This window comes from Shewanella sp. 38A_GOM-205m (genome assembly GCF_000518445.1).
GTDB lineage: Bacteria > Pseudomonadota > Gammaproteobacteria > Enterobacterales > Shewanellaceae > Shewanella > Shewanella algae.
On the sequence record NZ_JADP01000019.1, the window covers coordinates 66267 to 81771 of the forward strand.

The 15505-nt window shown below is 51.9% G+C and carries 15 protein-coding genes; 4 read left to right on the forward strand and 11 right to left on the reverse strand.

Annotated features, from left to right (window positions below):
* The 11 genes from N512_RS0112745 to hslR form a co-directional block, all read right to left on the reverse strand.
* Nucleotides 1-1302, reverse strand: a complete 1302-nt coding sequence (locus N512_RS0112745) for a type II and III secretion system protein family protein (protein WP_028780579.1) — start codon at nt 1300-1302, stop codon at nt 1-3.
* On the reverse strand, nt 1299-2207 hold the full coding sequence (cpaB, locus tag N512_RS0112750) for a Flp pilus assembly protein CpaB (protein ID WP_028780580.1): 909 nt from the start codon (nt 2205-2207) through the stop codon (nt 1299-1301). Before cpaB ends, N512_RS0112745 begins: the two co-directional genes overlap by 4 nt.
* A 14-nt stretch (nt 2208-2221) precedes the next feature.
* Nucleotides 2222-2413, reverse strand: coding sequence for a hypothetical protein (locus N512_RS0112755; protein WP_025010636.1), 192 nt, complete (start codon nt 2411-2413; stop codon nt 2222-2224).
* Between the two features lies 1 nt (nt 2414).
* Nucleotides 2415-3071 (reverse strand): hypothetical protein, encoded by a 657-nt coding sequence (locus tag N512_RS0112760; protein ID WP_028780581.1) that lies wholly within the window; start codon nt 3069-3071, stop codon nt 2415-2417.
* 2 nt (nt 3072-3073) lie between these two features.
* Entirely contained in the window at nt 3074-3922 is an 849-nt protein-coding gene (locus tag N512_RS0112765; protein WP_028780582.1) for a hypothetical protein, read from the reverse strand.
* Nucleotides 3922-5307, reverse strand: a complete 1386-nt coding sequence (locus N512_RS0112770) for a Tad domain-containing protein (RefSeq protein WP_037474985.1) — start codon at nt 5305-5307, stop codon at nt 3922-3924. Before N512_RS0112770 ends, N512_RS0112765 begins: the two co-directional genes overlap by 1 nt.
* 38 nt (nt 5308-5345) lie before the next feature.
* Complete coding sequence (locus N512_RS0112775; protein ID WP_025010639.1) at nt 5346-5648, reverse strand: Flp family type IVb pilin; 303 nt, start codon at nt 5646-5648, stop codon at nt 5346-5348.
* A 70-nt stretch (nt 5649-5718) separates the two neighbouring features.
* Complete coding sequence (locus N512_RS0112780) at nt 5719-6015, reverse strand: Flp family type IVb pilin (protein WP_025010640.1); 297 nt, start codon at nt 6013-6015, stop codon at nt 5719-5721.
* Between the two features lie 362 nt (nt 6016-6377).
* The gene (locus tag N512_RS0112785) at nt 6378-7919 is read right to left on the reverse strand and encodes a phosphoenolpyruvate carboxykinase (RefSeq protein WP_028780584.1); all 1542 of its coding nucleotides are present in this window, start codon (nt 7917-7919) and stop codon (nt 6378-6380) included.
* Nucleotides 7920-8085: 166 nt separating this feature from the next.
* Nucleotides 8086-8949 carry an Hsp33 family molecular chaperone HslO gene (hslO, locus tag N512_RS0112790; protein ID WP_028780585.1) on the reverse strand — a complete coding sequence of 288 codons (864 nt, stop codon included), beginning with the start codon at nt 8947-8949 and terminating at the stop codon, nt 8086-8088.
* A 19-nt stretch (nt 8950-8968) separates the two neighbouring features.
* Nucleotides 8969-9367 (reverse strand): ribosome-associated heat shock protein Hsp15, encoded by a 399-nt coding sequence (gene hslR, locus N512_RS0112795; RefSeq protein ID WP_028780586.1) that lies wholly within the window; start codon nt 9365-9367, stop codon nt 8969-8971.
* 258 nt (nt 9368-9625) lie between these two features.
* Here hslR and gspC point away from each other — a divergent pair, with 258 nt between their 5' ends.
* Genes gspC through gspF form a run of 4 tightly spaced genes read left to right on the forward strand, consistent with a single transcriptional unit; the run spans nt 9626 to nt 15474 of the window.
* Entirely contained in the window at nt 9626-10540 is a 915-nt protein-coding gene (gspC, locus tag N512_RS0112800; RefSeq protein WP_025010644.1) for a type II secretion system protein GspC, read from the forward strand.
* A gap of 25 nt (nt 10541-10565) precedes the next feature.
* The gene (gspD, locus tag N512_RS0112805; RefSeq protein ID WP_028780587.1) at nt 10566-12689 is read left to right on the forward strand and encodes a type II secretion system secretin GspD; all 2124 of its coding nucleotides are present in this window, start codon (nt 10566-10568) and stop codon (nt 12687-12689) included.
* Nucleotides 12682-14247: a type II secretion system ATPase GspE gene (gspE, locus tag N512_RS0112810; protein WP_025889487.1), complete on the forward strand. Its 1566-nt coding sequence runs from the start codon at nt 12682-12684 to the stop codon at nt 14245-14247. Before gspD ends, gspE begins: the two co-directional genes overlap by 8 nt.
* 3 nt (nt 14248-14250) lie before the next feature.
* Nucleotides 14251-15474, forward strand: a complete 1224-nt coding sequence (gspF, locus tag N512_RS0112815; RefSeq protein WP_028780588.1) for a type II secretion system inner membrane protein GspF — start codon at nt 14251-14253, stop codon at nt 15472-15474.
* Nucleotides 15475-15505: the final 31 nt, after the last annotated feature.

The window sequence follows — 15505 nt, forward strand, 5'->3', positions numbered from 1 at the left end:
CTAGTCCAGGATGTAGAAGGCTTCTAGCTGGTCAGCTTCTGCCGCCAGTTCTTTACCCCGGGCCAACTGTGCTTCGTGCTCTTCATGACCCGGATAAACTATTGTAGGGGTAACGAAAATAACCAGTTCGGTCTTGTTTTCCCTAAAATTACGTGACTTGAATAGTTCTCCCAGGATGGGAATATCACCAAGCAGTGGAAAACGGGAAACGGACTTTGACATTTCGCTGTTGACCAGCCCTGAAATCACCATGGTTTCTTTGTTTTTGACGTTGATTACGGACTCTGCTTTACGGGTGAGTAGGCCGGGAACATCATCAATAGCAACTGAAGGGTCAATCGCACTGACTTCGGCTCGCACTCGGCTAATGATGTTTTGATGTTCGTCCACCTCAGGTTCGATATCCAACTTGATCCCATATTCCTTGAATTCTACGGTGACGACGCCCAGGGCTGAGGTCATAGGAATGGGGAACTCGCCTCCGGCCAGGAAGCTGGCAGCCTCACCACTTCGAGTGGTGAGGTTGGGTTGCGCCAGCATGCGGGCATCCCCCTTTTCGGCCATCAACTGAATCTTGGATCCAATTCCGGTAACTATGCCGAAATAACTCCATCCTCTGGTATCCAGAACACCAATGCTGTCTGAAATAGCCTCACTGATGGTGCCGACATAATTGCCAGGAGATGTCACACTGAAAATGGGGTTGGCAGTAAAGGCTTTAGCTGCACCAAAGGCTGGGCCTGACATAACTGAATCCCATTGAATACCAATGTTGTTAAGACGAGATTTATTGAACTCGACTATCTGCACCTGCATTTTCACCATGGGAACCATGTCCGGGGCATATTGTTTGAACTCAACAAGTGAAATCAGGTTTGGGTGACTGGCCAGTATTTTTTCAACGACGCCTTTATGTTTCTCATCGACTTCTCCCTGAACGACCAGTAGCTCATTGGATTGAGTCACGCTTAGCTTGGGGAAAGAAGCCAGTAGGTGCTGGATATTCTGGATGCTGGTCAGTTGGTTTTTGGCATAAACAGTGACACTGCGCTTGATGAGTTTCCCATTTTTTTGCCACAGCTGAAGGTCTGAGACACCTTCAGACTCACCTATTAACAATACTCCTTTATCATCAATGACTTTGGCACTGAGAATTGCACCATTTCCGACCACAACGCGTTCAACATTGTTGACCTTATAGAGCTCCACTGCGCCGACATAAAGCGAGAGAGGAGGGTTGTTATGGGCAAAGGTCTGCCATGGCAACAGCAAGGCTGCCAGAAAGAGGATGAAACTTCTCATAATGCGGTTCTTGTCTCTTGTTGGGTGATTTGCAGCTTAGGCTCGGCTGCATCTGGATTTGGGTATTCTTGATATTGGGTTTGAACGCCGCCGCCACCGACAATAATCTCTACCAGGCGACTATTGTCAGAAGCTGATTTTTCAAATATTTCATCCTGATACAGGGAAGCAAACTCCAGTGGCAAAGTTTCCTGTTGATTACGCAATAGAGTGACAAATGAACCTTTGTTGCGGGCCAAGGACACCCTGGCTGCATCATCCACGGATAAAGCCAAGGTCACAGTATTGTAGGAGGCGGGATCTTCAAATAGGGTGTCTGCCAGTTCATCAGGTACTTCCTGGCTGCGTCTGCCGGTTGCCAATACAGTGACGTCTTCCAGAAGTAGCTGTAACTTCTTGCGATTGTTGTTGTTGTCACCCAGCGGTTCGTCATACGCCAACAATAGATCGATATGATCAGATGGAACCAACATTCCGGCCGTTGAGTTAATGACATCAATCTCGATAGTCACTGCACGTTGGCCTTCATCAAGCATGTCGGAAAATTTACTGACACCATGACCGGGTACATAAGCAGTAAGCAGGGGTCTGCCGGGAGCCATCGGGTGTAATAGCATCTTGCCGACCACCTCACCGAATTGACTGGGATGGTAGGCCTCCAAGGGGACTATATCGGCTCGTATTTGCCGTACGGTCATATTCTGCTCAGAAATGATCATACCTTTTTCAAGAGGTTGATTGGCTACAAGCACGTCAGCCATCACGACATCACTGTCACTGAGTTCAGCTCTGAGCTCGGCTTCCCGCTGCTCGAAATATGATTTGGTTGCAAAGGCTGCGACACCACCCAAGGCGATGGCAACCAGCAGCAGGATCCAGTTAAAGTCTATCGATTTCAGTTTCATCTTTTGTCTCAATACTAAAGAGGTAATGCAGGCAGTGATTTGGCATAGGCGAATGCGGTATACCAAGCTCTGAGAGCCTCCAGGCACAGCTCGACCACATTCTGGTCGCCTTGAGATTCTATTGGGGTCAAGAGTGCGGCGACCAAGGCACCGCACACCACGAGATACTCAAAGCTTGCTTGTCCTTTTTGGTTTTTGTTTAACACCTTAAATCCCTTCCATAACTTGGTTAGCGACCACGTAAACCAAGCCATTTTTTCGGTTTATGCTAATGTCCAGAGTGTTGCTTCCCTGGGTGAGCATCAGGGTGCCGATTTCGCTATCCAGATAGGTACCAACTTCGCTCCAACCCTGACGTTGAAAGTGACGTTGGTAGTAATGGAAGGTATCTGCCAGTGTGCGGTTGCTGTTGAAAACCAAGGTTCGGCCACTCTTGAAGAGATCCTTTGAACTGACATCAGACAACACAGTGCTACCGCTCGGCATTGGAAATGCCAACTTACTATGGACTGGGCTACCGGGATCTTTACTTATGCCTATGTAAGCTAGAACACCATCAAAGTCTTTCCTTATTCGGGCCGTTAACAGGAAAGGTGGTTGCAAGCTATTGATGATGTAATCCTGGCCAAACATCTGTTCATCAAAGCGTTCACTTTTGCCCTGCCATTGGCGTTTGAAGAAGGCTGCGGTCATCATCTGATTGCTTTTATCCCGCATCACCCAAGTTGCCATGGGAGTGCCTTGATAAACCATTTCTTCAGCTACCACTTCCACCGTGGCGGAATCGGGAAACTGTATTTCAGGCCATTCAGTTGCCAGCAGAGGAAGGCTGAGAAACCAACAGCCCAAAAGGAGTTGTTTCATAGTTAACCTCCACATCCTTTAGAACCATAATTACAAAGACGGTTGGCAGGCAGTACTTCAGTTTCCACATGGCCCAGCTTCAGGGAGTTGGGGTGCAGTTCTTTACCAAAGGGAATGAAGCTGGCAACCTTTTGGGCGGTTCTCACCCAACTGACATCTGCGTAGTTGGTTGGTACCAGGCGTTCGGCTCTACGACGCAGATGCTCAGGGCCAGCTGCATTCCATCCTGAGGCGAGTAAGGCGCTGTTGCCCTTATAAGTCAGCTGCATACTGTCGAATGGCTCGAGGTGCATCTGTACCAGGTCAGTTTCCACGCGAGTGTGGTAGAACTGATCTTGCTCAAGGGAGAAGCCGGTATAGGCCAGCACCCCAAGTGCTTTGCCTATCAAAGAGTTCACCGTACCTGGTATCTTGGAGCTCGGCTCGGTGAAGCTTAGACGGTTCTTTCCTTCCCCCTTATCCTTGATCAAGCCAGATAGAGAACCATCATGGCGAGTCTGGTGTTTCAGCAAGGGGTGAACATTCTGTTCCCAGTTCCATTGCTTAGGTGGACGACTATCTATTACCTGGCCTTTTCCTTGATAAAAGCGCCATGGTAGTTGGGCTGATAACTGTTGTTCCGTTTTTTTTGCCAGGAAAATTCCCTTGCCAGTGACCATGCGTGACGGTGCCTGTTCCTTCCATACCGTGCGTTCCCAAGCAGCATATTGAGCCGCCTGATTAGCCCTGTGTTGGACCCCGGTTATTTTTGAGACGAAAGGTAGCAACAGTAGCAATGGGATTATCACAAAGCTCATCCCTATGATTGATTCAGCCAGGGCCTGGCCCCGTTGTCGATGAATGAACTGCATTAGAGTAACCTTGTCAGAGCCTGAACTGCGGCCCTCTCCCCTTGAGTAGATTGGCTCAGGCGCACTTGCCAGAATGGGTTATAGAGGTTGCCGTACTCATGCTTACTATCTTTTCTGGCCCAGGCAGAACCTGATTTCATCAGATCTCTCGGCCGCGAGTAGTAGACTTGTGCCGCGGCCAATGCGGTCATTCTGTCACCCAGCATTTTTTCATTGGTCGCAGGGTCAACCATGTCCCCTCCGAGAGGTACGCTGTTGCTGGTTCTCACTTTGTCTTGTTTTTTGGATACCACGACCAGAATATTGCTGGTTTCACTTTTCCCTTTTGCGGAATTCGACAGGGAATAAAAAGGTTGTACGCCATCATAGCTGCCACGGGTCACTTGATCGGCGGCTGCAAAGTTGGATGCGCTTCTATTATGTCCTCTGCTGCTTCCCCAGTAAGTTCTATCGTTCAACCTGCTGAGAATGGCTCTATTGTCGGACACGGTTCCACCCCAACCGGCAGGAATTTCTCTGGTACGCCATTTGCAGCGCCAACGTTTACATCTGAACTTGGAAAAGTGCACACTCAAGGTATCCATGGATGTCCATGATTCTGGACGATTCCCGTTGCTGACAAGCTCGCTGCCGCCGGCTTTATAAGTCTTGGCTTTGATCGGAAAAAAGTGGAATGACCAAGGGAAAGGCAGTTTGTAGGTGCGTTTGTTGCTGAAAGGATCTCGGGATTTAAGAGTGACACCTATAAAGTCCTTATACTGACTGCCACCCTTATTTCTGTTTTGTCTTTTTTGAAGAGTTTGAAAGTCTACCCATACATTCTTTAGATCTTGTATCAATAGCGGGTTTTGCATCAAATCCATACGAGCATTTGGATCATTGGCTTTGACTATATCGCCAGCGCTATCGAACGCTGCCGTTACCCCTGCATAGTGCATGGATTGCTGAGCGATACTTATGGCTTTAAGTACGGTATTTTCTACATTGACCAGTACTTTGATGGCAGGCTGCACACCTTGATTCAGCCCCTTTACCACTTGCGCGATACCGTTGACCACTTGGCCAACGTAGGGAACTGCACACAATACCCGGCAAGCATTCTGTGAAAATACTTCAGCCATATTGAACCAAGATGAAAGGCCAACGAGTTGGGCTACTGCGACCTGATTGGCAACCGCAGCTCTATTGGTGTACGCCTTGAAATTCATGTCCCTGGCAGCAAGAGTGGCAACACTGTAGGCTGTATTATCCGCGGTATTTTGTAATTTAGTGCCCTTGATATTCAGTTGGGACACATTGAAACTAAAGAGGATTACCATTAGTGCAAATGCCATAAGAATCAATGACATTATCATGGCTTGCCCCTGTTGACGGGAAGGCATCATTCCTTTGCTCCTGCCTGCTCTCTGGTCTTGGTGTTGGTTTAGTCGATTCCGCTGTCGCCACCGCCTTGACCTGAACCACCGGCAGCCTTATTGGCCCCTTCGTTATAGTTGCTCAGGTTGTAGTTGCTATCGGCTGTATTGCTGGCATCGTCGGCAGCTGTCTTGGCATTGGATATTTGTCCAGAGGAGTCTTGCCCCGAAACTTCACTTGAAAGTCCGGCGACTTGGTTGCGTATTGTTTTGCCAAAAAAACTGTATACGCCAATTGCAGTAATCGCGATCAGAGCCACTATGATGATATATTCCGTCATCCCTTGGCCCATCTGTTTATTAGATGCCATGAGTTAATCCTTTAACGAATGAGAAGGGGAATCACCAGACGTATTCCCCATTTTATAAGTAAGAGAGGTATTAATTACCGCCTGAACCACCAGAAGAACCACCAGCCGCAGCCTTATTTGCAGCAGCGTTATAGTTACCCAAGTTATAATCACCGTTGGCAACAGTAGAGGTTGTCCCCGCAGCAGTTTTGGCAGCACCAATCTGAGCTGACGAATCAACACCGGACATCTCTGTTGCCAGACCAGCCACTTGATTTCGAATGGTTTTACCGAAGAAGCTGTATACGCCAATGGCGGAGACAGCAATAAGCGCTACTATAATGATATATTCGGTCATACCTTGACCGCGAATTTTACCCTTGTACATTATCACTCCTTGATGCATTTGCTTGAGACAAAATTGTCGCGTAATTTTCCCGTTACATATTAGTCATAACAATTACCCAAAAGTGTATATTTGTATCGTCGTACGGTAACTGGTTATACCCTTATTTTTATATGGGAATTGTTTAATGATTAATCAGGAGTGAGCAACTTAAAGTATATATATGACAGTAATAAGACAGGCTGATTAACTTGATAACTCAACTTATGCTGATACTAAGTTAATGCCTAATGGATGATGAAACGATTAATGTATTGTGGCTCTTAGGTTTGGTATTGAACATATAATTCTCGGAAAAGAAAACGGCTCCTTAATGGAGCCGTTTTCATCATCAACTGTCGTTATCAGGCTTTAGGACCAGCGGCCTTGATGGCATCAGATACCTGATACTTGGCGAAGTTGCTCTGGAAGGATTCTGCCAGCTGCTTGGCGTACTTGGCATATTCTTCCTTATCGGCCCAAGTGTTGACAGGGTTCAGCAGCGTGCTGTCGACGCCGGGGACGGCAACCGGGATATCCAGGTTCAACTGCTCGATATGTTCGGTCGGCACTTCTTTGAGTTCACCGCTGACGATGGCATCAACAATGGCGCGGGTGACAGGAATGTCGAAACGCTTACCCACGCCGTAAGGGCCACCGGTCCAGCCTGTGTTCACCAGGTAAACCTGGCTGCCGAAGGCTTGGATACGCTTCATCAGCAGTTCGGCGTATACCCCGGCAGGGCGAGGGAAGAAGGGGGCACCGAAACAGGTGGAGAAGGTTGACTGAATCGCGGCGGTTGAGCCTACTTCGGTGGAGCCCACCTTGGCGGTATAACCTGAGAGGAAGTGATAGGCCGCCTGCTCCTTGCTGAGTTTGGCTACCGGAGGCAGGACACCGGAAACGTCACAGGTGAGGAACACCACGGCGTGCGGCTCGTTGCCACGGTTGTCCTCCTTGCGCTGGGCGATGTGCTCCAGTGGGTAAGCGGCGCGGGTGTTTTCGGTCAGGCTGGCATCCTTGTAGTCGGGCACGCGCTGCTCGTCCAGCACCACGTTCTCCAGCACAGTACCGAAGCGAATGGCATCCCAGATCACCGGCTCATTTTTCTGGCTGAGATCGATACACTTGGCATAACAGCCACCTTCAATATTGAAGACGCCGCCTTCGGCCCAGCCGTGCTCGTCATCACCGATAAGGAAGCGCTTGGGATCGGCAGACAGTGTGGTCTTGCCTGTGCCTGAGAGACCGAAGAAGAGGGTAGTGTCACCATCTTTACCGACGTTGGCCGAGCAGTGCATCGGCAGTACGTCTTTGGCCGGCAGCAGGAAGTTCTGTACCGAGAACATGGATTTTTTCATTTCACCGGCATAGCGCATACCGGCCAGCAGTACCTTACGCTCGGCGAAGTTGATGATGACTGTGCCGTCTGAGTTGGTGCCATCGCGCTCGGGTGAGCAGACAAAGCCTGGGGCATTGATAATCTGCCACTCGGGTTTGTGGCTCTGGTTATAGTGCTCTGGCACGATAAACAGGTTACGGGCAAACAATTGATGCCAAGCGTATTCAGTCGTGACTCTGATAGGCAGGTAGTGATCGGCGTCGGCGCCGACTTCCAGCTCAGAGACAAATACTTGCTTGTCGGCCAGATAGGCCTCGACCCTTTCCCATAGGGCAGCAAATTTTTGAGGTTCAAACGCTTGGTTGACCGCGCCCCACTCGATATCGGCCTCGGTACCCGGCTCCTTGACAATAAAACGGTCGGCGGGTGAACGGCCGGTGCGCTCGCCGGTCTGAGCCACCAGGGCGCCGTTGGCTGTCAGAGTGCCTTCGCCGCGCAGAATAGCCTGCTCGACCAGTTGGGCACTGTTGAGATTGAGTTGGATGCGGTTTGCTTCTGCCGCCATAGGTAAGGTCTCCATCTATTGTGAGGTCTGGTATGGTCCCGGTCTGCTGCCGGGTTGGCGCGATTGTAACTTAAGCGCTGGCTGAAGTGTGAGCAAGATCTGGAAAATGGTGAAAAAAAGAGGGCGATCACTCGCCCTCTTGAAAAACGACAGATTTATCGCCCCATTATTGGGGAGTATCCGGTGCCTGAGCGTTGGCGAAGATGGCTTCGATATCGATAGCGTCGAAGCGATAGTGGCTGTTGCAGTATTCACAGCCCATCTCCACCAGGCCTTTTTCCTGGATGATGGCGTCTATCTCTTCTTTTGCCAGGGTGCGGATGGCTGCAGCGCTGCGCTCACGGGAGCAGGTACACTTGAAGCTGACGCTCACCGGATCGAACAGCCGCACCTGCTCCTGATGGTAGAGGCGATGCAAGACTTCGGTGGCCGGCAGGCTGAACAGTTCTTCGGCCTTAATAGTCGCAGTCAGCTGAGTCAGGTGTTCAAACTCGGTATTTTCACTCTGCTCACTCGGCAATACTTGCAGCAGCATACCGGCGGCATGTTCGCCATCGGCAAATAACCAGATGCCAGTGGGCAATTGCTCAGATTGGGCAAAGTAGCTCTCCAGACATTCGGCGATGCTGGGCTTATCCAGAGCCACGACGCCCTGGTAACGCTCGCCCTCTGTCGGGGTAAGGGTGATAACCATATAGCCTTGACCAAAGAGCTGTTCCAGTGGCGTATCGGCGGCAATCTCGCCCTGCCAACGGGCAATGCCCCTCAATTCCTGACGGTTGTTACCATTGATCACTGCCAGTGACACGGGGCCGCCCTGACCCTGGAGTTGCACACTGATATCTCCTTCAAATTTCAGGGTGGCTGTCAGCAACGAGGTGGCGGCCAGCAATTCACCCAGCAGTACCTTAAGGCGCTCCGGGTAATCGTGGGTGTTAACTATCTGGCGGTAGCTATCACTGAGCTGGGCCAGTTCACCCCTTACATCGGCGTTATCAAACAGATAGCGATGGAGAGTATCTTGGTTCATTGGGTTTCTCACTGTTAATTCAGGTCTCGCGGAAGCGGATGATTTGCCGCCGCTGTTTCTTGTCCGGCTTGGTATCGGGCGCCGGATTATGCAGTATGTTGAGCCTTCTGGCTTCTGCATTACTTTCCCGCTTTTGTATGCTCTGCGGTGTTTCTTCGTACAGGCTCTGGGCGATAACCGCCCCCTGACGGACACCGGAAACTTTTTTTATGACGATCTCTTTTTCGTCATATCCCTGGCGTAACTTAATGCGCGCACCGACTTCTGCCAGTTTGCTGGATTTGGTCCTTTGGCCGTTGTAATGTACTTTACCGCCGTTGATCATCTCTTTGGCCAAGGCGCGGGTCTTGTAAAAACGCGCTGCCCAGAGCCATTTATCGAGCCGGATCGCCTCGGCGTTGTCATTGCTATTGGCCATGGATACTCCTGTCATAAATGAAAAAGGGGATGAGCTCACAACTCGGGGATAAATCCCTTGTCCAAGCCGTCGATACGGGGTTAAACAGTGGAGCGCTTCACACCCTTTCCAGGCGCGCAAAGGTAGCATAATCGTACAATTTTCGCCAATCTACTCCCTGTTATGGTCTTGTTGCAAACAAGAGTGTGGGTTAGCATGGCGAAGGGTTCAATCACTATCATAATCAGAACAGAGACCTGATTAGAGGGTCCGGAAAATATGGATTTATTGGATAAGATTATCGCCAAGACGGGCAGCATACCGCAAAAACCCGCCAGCTCTGCCGTGTTTTGGCTACTGATGCTGTTGGTTCTGTATTTGATGGCACAGATCAGCTGGAAGCTGATCCCAACAGGTAAACCGACAGCCAACTGGACACCAACCCCGGTTTCTGGCACCCAATCCCAGAATGTCGATATCGGCACTATCAACGGCTTGGCACTATTCGGCAAGAAAGATGCCAGCAGCACCAAGCCCAAGTCTGAGCCAGCCGCCGAAATGATCACAGATGCCCCAAAAACTTCACTGTCGATTTTGTTGACCGGGGTGGTGGCATCCAGTGCCGAGCAGAAAGGCCTGGCTATCATCGAGTCTCAAGGCAGTCAGGAAACCTACAGCCTGGGCGACAAGATCAAGGGGACCTCTGCATCGCTGAAAGAGGTGTATGCCGACCGCATCATTATTACCAATGCCGGCCGTTACGAGACTCTGATGCTCGACGGCCTGCAATATACCACTCAGTCACAAGCCAACGCCCAACTGCAACAGGCCCGCAGCGGTGGTGATGTGACCAAGGTTGACCGCCGTGATGCCGATATTGGCCGCGAGTTGGTGGCCTCCCGCGATGAGTTGCTGGCCGATCCCAGCAAGATTACCGATTACTTGGCGATCTCTCCGGTACAAAAGGATGGTGAAGTACAAGGGTACAGACTCAACCCGGGTAAAGATGCCGGATTATTCAAGGATGCCGGGTTCCAGCCCAATGACCTGGCAAAATCCATCAATGGTTATGATTTAACTGATATGAGCCAGGCGCTGGAGGTGATGGGCCAGCTGCCGGATCTGACCGAGGTCTCTGTGATGGTAGAGCGCGAAGGTCAGTTGGTTGAAATCATGTTCAGTTTGCCGCAATAAAGCAGGTTTAGGGGAAAGTACAATAATGAACAACAAACGGATTCGAACCAAGCTTATCGCTGGTCTGGTAGCCACAGCGGCCTTGCTGACCCAACAAAGCGCTTGGTCTGAGCAATATGCGGCGAACTTTAAAGGCACTGATATTCAGGAGTTTATCAATATAGTTGGTAAGAACCTCAATAAGACCATCATTGTCGATCCTACTATTCGCGGCAAAATCAATGTCCGCAGCTATGACATGCTCAACGATGAGCAGTATTACCAGTTCTTCCTCAACGTGTTGCAGGTCTACGGTTATGCCGTGGTCGAGCTGGAAAACAATGTCATCAAGGTAATTAAAGACAAAGACGCCAAGACCTCTTCCATTCGGGTTGCCGATGACAATACCCCGGGACTTGGCGATGAGATGGTGACCCGCATTGTTGCGCTGTACAACACAGAAGCCAAACAGCTGGCGCCTTTGCTGCGTCAGCTCAATGACAACGCCGGTGGCGGCAACGTGGTCAACTATGATCCTTCCAACGTTTTGATGATCACCGGCCGCGCCAATGTGGTCAACAAGCTGGTGGAGATTGTACGCCGGGTGGACAAACAGGGTGACACCGAAGTGCAGGTGGTGCCTTTGGAATACGCCTCTGCCGGTGAAATGGTACGTATTATAGATACCCTCTATCGCGCCAGTGCCAACCAGGCACAACTGCCGGGCCAGGCGCCCAAAGTGGTGGCCGACGAGCGTATCAACGCCGTGGTGGTCAGTGGCGATGAACGCAGCCGTCAGCGGGTGGTGGAACTTATTCATCGTCTCGACGCCGAGCAGGCCAGCACGGGTAACACCAAGGTGCGTTATCTGCGTTATGCCAAGGCCGAAGACCTGGTGGAGGTGCTGACCGGCTTTGCCCAAAAACTGGAAGGTAAAGATGGTGCCGCACCAGCCCCCGGCAGCGCCGGAGGCAAACGCCGCAACGAAATCAATATCATGGCCCATGAAGACACCAATGCTTTGGTGATCAGCGCCGAGCCGGATCAGATGCGCACCCTTGAGAGTGTGATCAACCAGTTGGATATCCGCCGCGCCCAGGTACTGGTGGAAGCCATCATAGTCGAGGTGGCCGAAGGGGATGACGTTGGCTTCGGCATTCAGTGGGCCACCGAGGCCGGTGGTGGTACTCAATTCAATAACCTTGGCCCCACCATAGGTGAAATTGGTGCGGGTATCTGGGCGGCGCAGGATCAGAAGGCTTCCCAGACCTGTACCGGTTCGGGTGATAACATGACCTGTACTGACAACCCTGACACCAAGGGTGATATCACCCTGTTGGCTCAGGCACTCGGTAAGGTGAACGGTATGGCCTGGGGCGTGACCATGGGCGACTTTGGCGCTCTGGTGCAGGCTGTGTCCAGCGATACCAACTCCAACGTGTTGGCGACGCCTTCTATTACCACCCTGGATAACCAGGAAGCCTCCTTCATTGTCGGTGACGAAGTACCTATCCTCACAGGTGCGCAAAATTCTACCAATGGCAACAGTAACCCGTTCCAAACCGTTGAACGTAAGGAAGTCGGGGTCAAGCTCAAGGTGGTGCCACAGATCAACGAAGGCAACGCGGTTAAGCTCACCATTGAGCAGGAAGTGTCCGGCATCAACGGCAAGACCAATGTGGACGTGACCTTTGCCACCCGCCGCCTGACCACTACTGTGATGGCCGACTCGGGCCAAATCGTGGTGCTGGGTGGACTGATCAATGAAGAGGTGCAGGAGAGCGTACAGAAAGTGCCTTTCCTGGGTGATATTCCAATTTTGGGACACCTGTTCAAATCGTCCAGCAGCGGCAAGAAGAAAAAGAACCTGATGGTGTTTATCAAGCCGACCATTATCCGTGACGGTGTCACCATGGAAGGCATTGCCGGCCGTAAGTACAACTACTTCCGTGCCTTGCAGCTCGAGCAGCAGAAGCGCGGCATTAACCTGATGCCAAACACCAATGTGCCTATGTTGGAAGAATGGAGCCAGGAAGAGTATCTGCCACCCGAGGTCAATGAGATCCTCGAGCGCTATAAGCAAGGTAAGGGGCTGGATACCAAGATGCGCAAGACGGACTCCACCCTGAAGACATTGGATGAGAACAAACAGGGCGAAGCCGATGAGTGAAGTCCAGCCGCCAACAGAAGAGCTGGCTCAGGTTTCCAGTGAGCTGGCGCTGGTCGCCGAGGCCGAGAGTGACGAACTGTTTCATTCAAACAGCCGTGAGCGGCTGCCGTTTGCCTTTGCCCACAGATACAACCTAGTGCTCAGCAAAGACCAAGATGAACGGCTGACTCTGTATTACACCCAGGCAACACCTTTGTCTGTGCTGTTTGAGGTGCGTCGTTATGCCGGTCAGGAGTTACCGCTGCACAAACTGGAAGCCAATGAGTTTGAGCGCTACCTGACCCAAGCCTATCAGAGTAACTCTTCCGAGGCGCAGCAGCTGATGGAAGACATAGGCAATGAGATGGATCTCTTTACCCTGGCAGAAGAGATGCCGCAGACCGAAGATCTGCTGGAAGGGGAAGATGATGCACCTATCATCAAGCTGATCAACGCCTTATTGTCTGAAGCCATCAAAGAAGAGGCTTCGGATATTCATATTGAAACCTACGAGAAGCAGCTGGTGGTGCGTTTCCGGGTCGATGGCGTGCTCAAGGAAGTGCTCAAGCCGAACCGAAAGCTTTCCTCACTCCTGGTATCGCGGATCAAGGTCATGGCCCGTTTGGATATCGCCGAGAAGCGGGTGCCGCAGGATGGCCGGATCTCACTGCGTATCGGTGGCCGCGCCGTGGATGTGCGGGTATCGACCATGCCATCGAGCCACGGCGAGCGGGTCGTACTGCGTCTGCTGGACAAGAACGCCGGTAATCTGGACTTGGCACAGCTGGGGATGAAAGACAGCATCCGCCGCCAGTTTGATGAGCTGATCCGTAAACCTCACGGCATTATTCTGGTTACCGGCCCTACGGGTTCGGGCAAGAGTACTACCCTCTATGCCGGTCTAACCGAAATCAATCACAACGACATCAACATACTCACAGTTGAAGACCCGATAGAATACGAACTGGAAGGCATAGGCCAGACCCAGGTCAACACCAAGGTGGACATGACCTTTGCCCGCGGATTGCGGGCCATTCTGCGTCAGGATCCTGATGTGGTGATGATAGGGGAAATCCGTGACCTGGAAACAGCCCAGATTGCGGTGCAGGCCTCACTCACAGGCCACCTGGTGATCTCTACCTTGCACACCAACACGGCTTCCGGCGCCATTACCCGTTTGCAGGACATGGGCGTTGAGCCTTTCCTGGTGTCTTCCAGTCTGCTGGGGGTGTTGGCCCAGCGCCTGGTGCGAACTCTATGCAACGAATGTAAGGAAGCCCATGCCCCGGATGCCCGCGAACGTGAACTCCTGGGCATAGGCGATGAGGAAGCGGTGATCTATCGCGCCAAGGGCTGCAAGAGCTGTGGCCATAACGGCTATCGTGGTCGTACCGGGATCCATGAACTGCTGCTGGTGGACGACAACGTCCGCGAACTCATTCACGGCGGCCGTGGCGAACTGGCGATTGAAAAATATATTCGTCAGCACAGCCCCAGCATTCGCCATGACGGCATGGTCAAGGTGCTGGCGGGGATCACTACCCTGGAAGAAGTGCTGCGCGTGACCCGCGAGGAGTAATTCATGGCGGCATTCGAGTACAAGGCGCTCAATCAAGCCGGTAAGCAGGTCAAAGGGGTTATCGAAGCCGATACCGCCAGACAGGCCCGCAGTCAGCTGCGTGAGCAGAAGCTGATGCCGTTGGATATCGCCCCGGTTACCGAAAAGGAAGCCAAGGCCAGCAGTGGCAGCTGGTTGGCCCGGCGCAAGAAGATCTCCGTGGCCGAATTGGCGCTGATCACCCGCCAGATAGCGACTCTGGTCGCCGCTGGTTTGCCGGTGGAAGAGGCCCTCAAGGCCGTAGGCCAACAGTGCGAAAAAGACCGTCTCGCCTCCATGGTGATGGCGGTACGCTCGCGAGTGGTGGAAGGCTATTCTCTGGCCGACTCCATGGCCGAGTTTCCCCATGTATTTGATGATCTCTACCGCGCCATGGTGGCCTCGGGAGAAAAGTCCGGCCATCTGGAAATCGTACTCAATCGCCTGGCGGACTACACGGAGCGGCGCCAACAACTCAAGACCAAGCTGACCCAGGCGATGATCTACCCCATAGTGCTGACCACAGTGGCTATCGGCGTTATCGCCGTGCTGCTGGCGGCCGTGGTGCCCAAGGTGGTTGGCCAATTTGAACATATGGGCCAGGAGTTACCCGGTACCACTCAGTTTTTGATCGCCGCTTCTGACTTTGTTCAACATTACGGCTTGTTCGTCCTTGGGGCCATAGTATTGCTGGCGCTGCTGTTTCAGAAGATGCTTACCAAGCCCGCCTTCAAACTCAAGTATCACAAGCTGTTGCTGCGTTTGCCTGTGGTGGGCAAGGTCAGCAAGGGGCTGAATACGTCACGCTTTGCCCGAACCTTGAGTATCCTCAGTGCCAGTTCAGTGCCGCTGCTCGATGGCATGCGGATTGCCAGTGAGGTCTTGTTGAATGTGCGGGTGCGTCAGGCGGTGGAAGAGGCCACGGCCAGAGTGCGTGAGGGAACCAGTCTGGGGGCGGCACTGACTAATACCAAGCTGTTCCCGCCCATGATGTTGTATATGATAGCCTCGGGCGAGAAGAGTGGTGAGCTGGAGCAGATGCTTGAGCGCGCCGCAGATAACCAGGACAGGGAGTTCGAGTCCAACGTCAATATCGCCTTGGGGGTGTTTGAACCCATGTTGGTGGTGAGTATGGCCGGGATAGTGTTGTTTATTGTTCTGGCGATTTTGCAACCGATATTGGCGCTCAACAATATGATTAGTGGCTGAGTCTCATTTCACCGCAGCCATTTGAGGTTTT

What these genes read in the sequence shown, in the direction of transcription:
- N512_RS0112745 (WP_028780579.1), bottom strand. Translation starts at nt 1,302, where the DNA reads ATGAGAAGTTTCATCCTCTTTCTGGCAGCCTTGCTGTTGCCATGGCAG.
- cpaB (WP_028780580.1), bottom strand. Translation starts at nt 2,207, where the DNA reads ATGAAACTGAAATCGATAGACTTTAACTGGATCCTGCTGCTGGTTGCC.
- N512_RS0112760 (WP_028780581.1), bottom strand. Translation starts at nt 3,071, where the DNA reads ATGAAACAACTCCTTTTGGGCTGTTGGTTTCTCAGCCTTCCTCTGCTG.
- N512_RS0112765 (WP_028780582.1), bottom strand. Translation starts at nt 3,922, where the DNA reads ATGCAGTTCATTCATCGACAACGGGGCCAGGCCCTGGCTGAATCAATC.
- N512_RS0112770 (WP_037474985.1), bottom strand. Translation starts at nt 5,307, where the DNA reads ATGATGCCTTCCCGTCAACAGGGGCAAGCCATGATAATGTCATTGATT.
- N512_RS0112775 (WP_025010639.1), bottom strand. Translation starts at nt 5,648, where the DNA reads ATGGCATCTAATAAACAGATGGGCCAAGGGATGACGGAATATATCATC.
- N512_RS0112780 (WP_025010640.1), bottom strand. Translation starts at nt 6,015, where the DNA reads ATGTACAAGGGTAAAATTCGCGGTCAAGGTATGACCGAATATATCATT.
- N512_RS0112785 (WP_028780584.1), bottom strand. Translation starts at nt 7,919, where the DNA reads ATGGCGGCAGAAGCAAACCGCATCCAACTCAATCTCAACAGTGCCCAA.
- hslO (WP_028780585.1), bottom strand. Translation starts at nt 8,949, where the DNA reads ATGAACCAAGATACTCTCCATCGCTATCTGTTTGATAACGCCGATGTA.
- hslR (WP_028780586.1), bottom strand. Translation starts at nt 9,367, where the DNA reads ATGGCCAATAGCAATGACAACGCCGAGGCGATCCGGCTCGATAAATGG.
- gspC (WP_025010644.1), top strand. Translation starts at nt 9,626, where the DNA reads ATGGATTTATTGGATAAGATTATCGCCAAGACGGGCAGCATACCGCAA.
- gspD (WP_028780587.1), top strand. Translation starts at nt 10,566, where the DNA reads ATGAACAACAAACGGATTCGAACCAAGCTTATCGCTGGTCTGGTAGCC.
- gspE (WP_025889487.1), top strand. Translation starts at nt 12,682, where the DNA reads ATGAGTGAAGTCCAGCCGCCAACAGAAGAGCTGGCTCAGGTTTCCAGT.
- gspF (WP_028780588.1), top strand. Translation starts at nt 14,251, where the DNA reads ATGGCGGCATTCGAGTACAAGGCGCTCAATCAAGCCGGTAAGCAGGTC.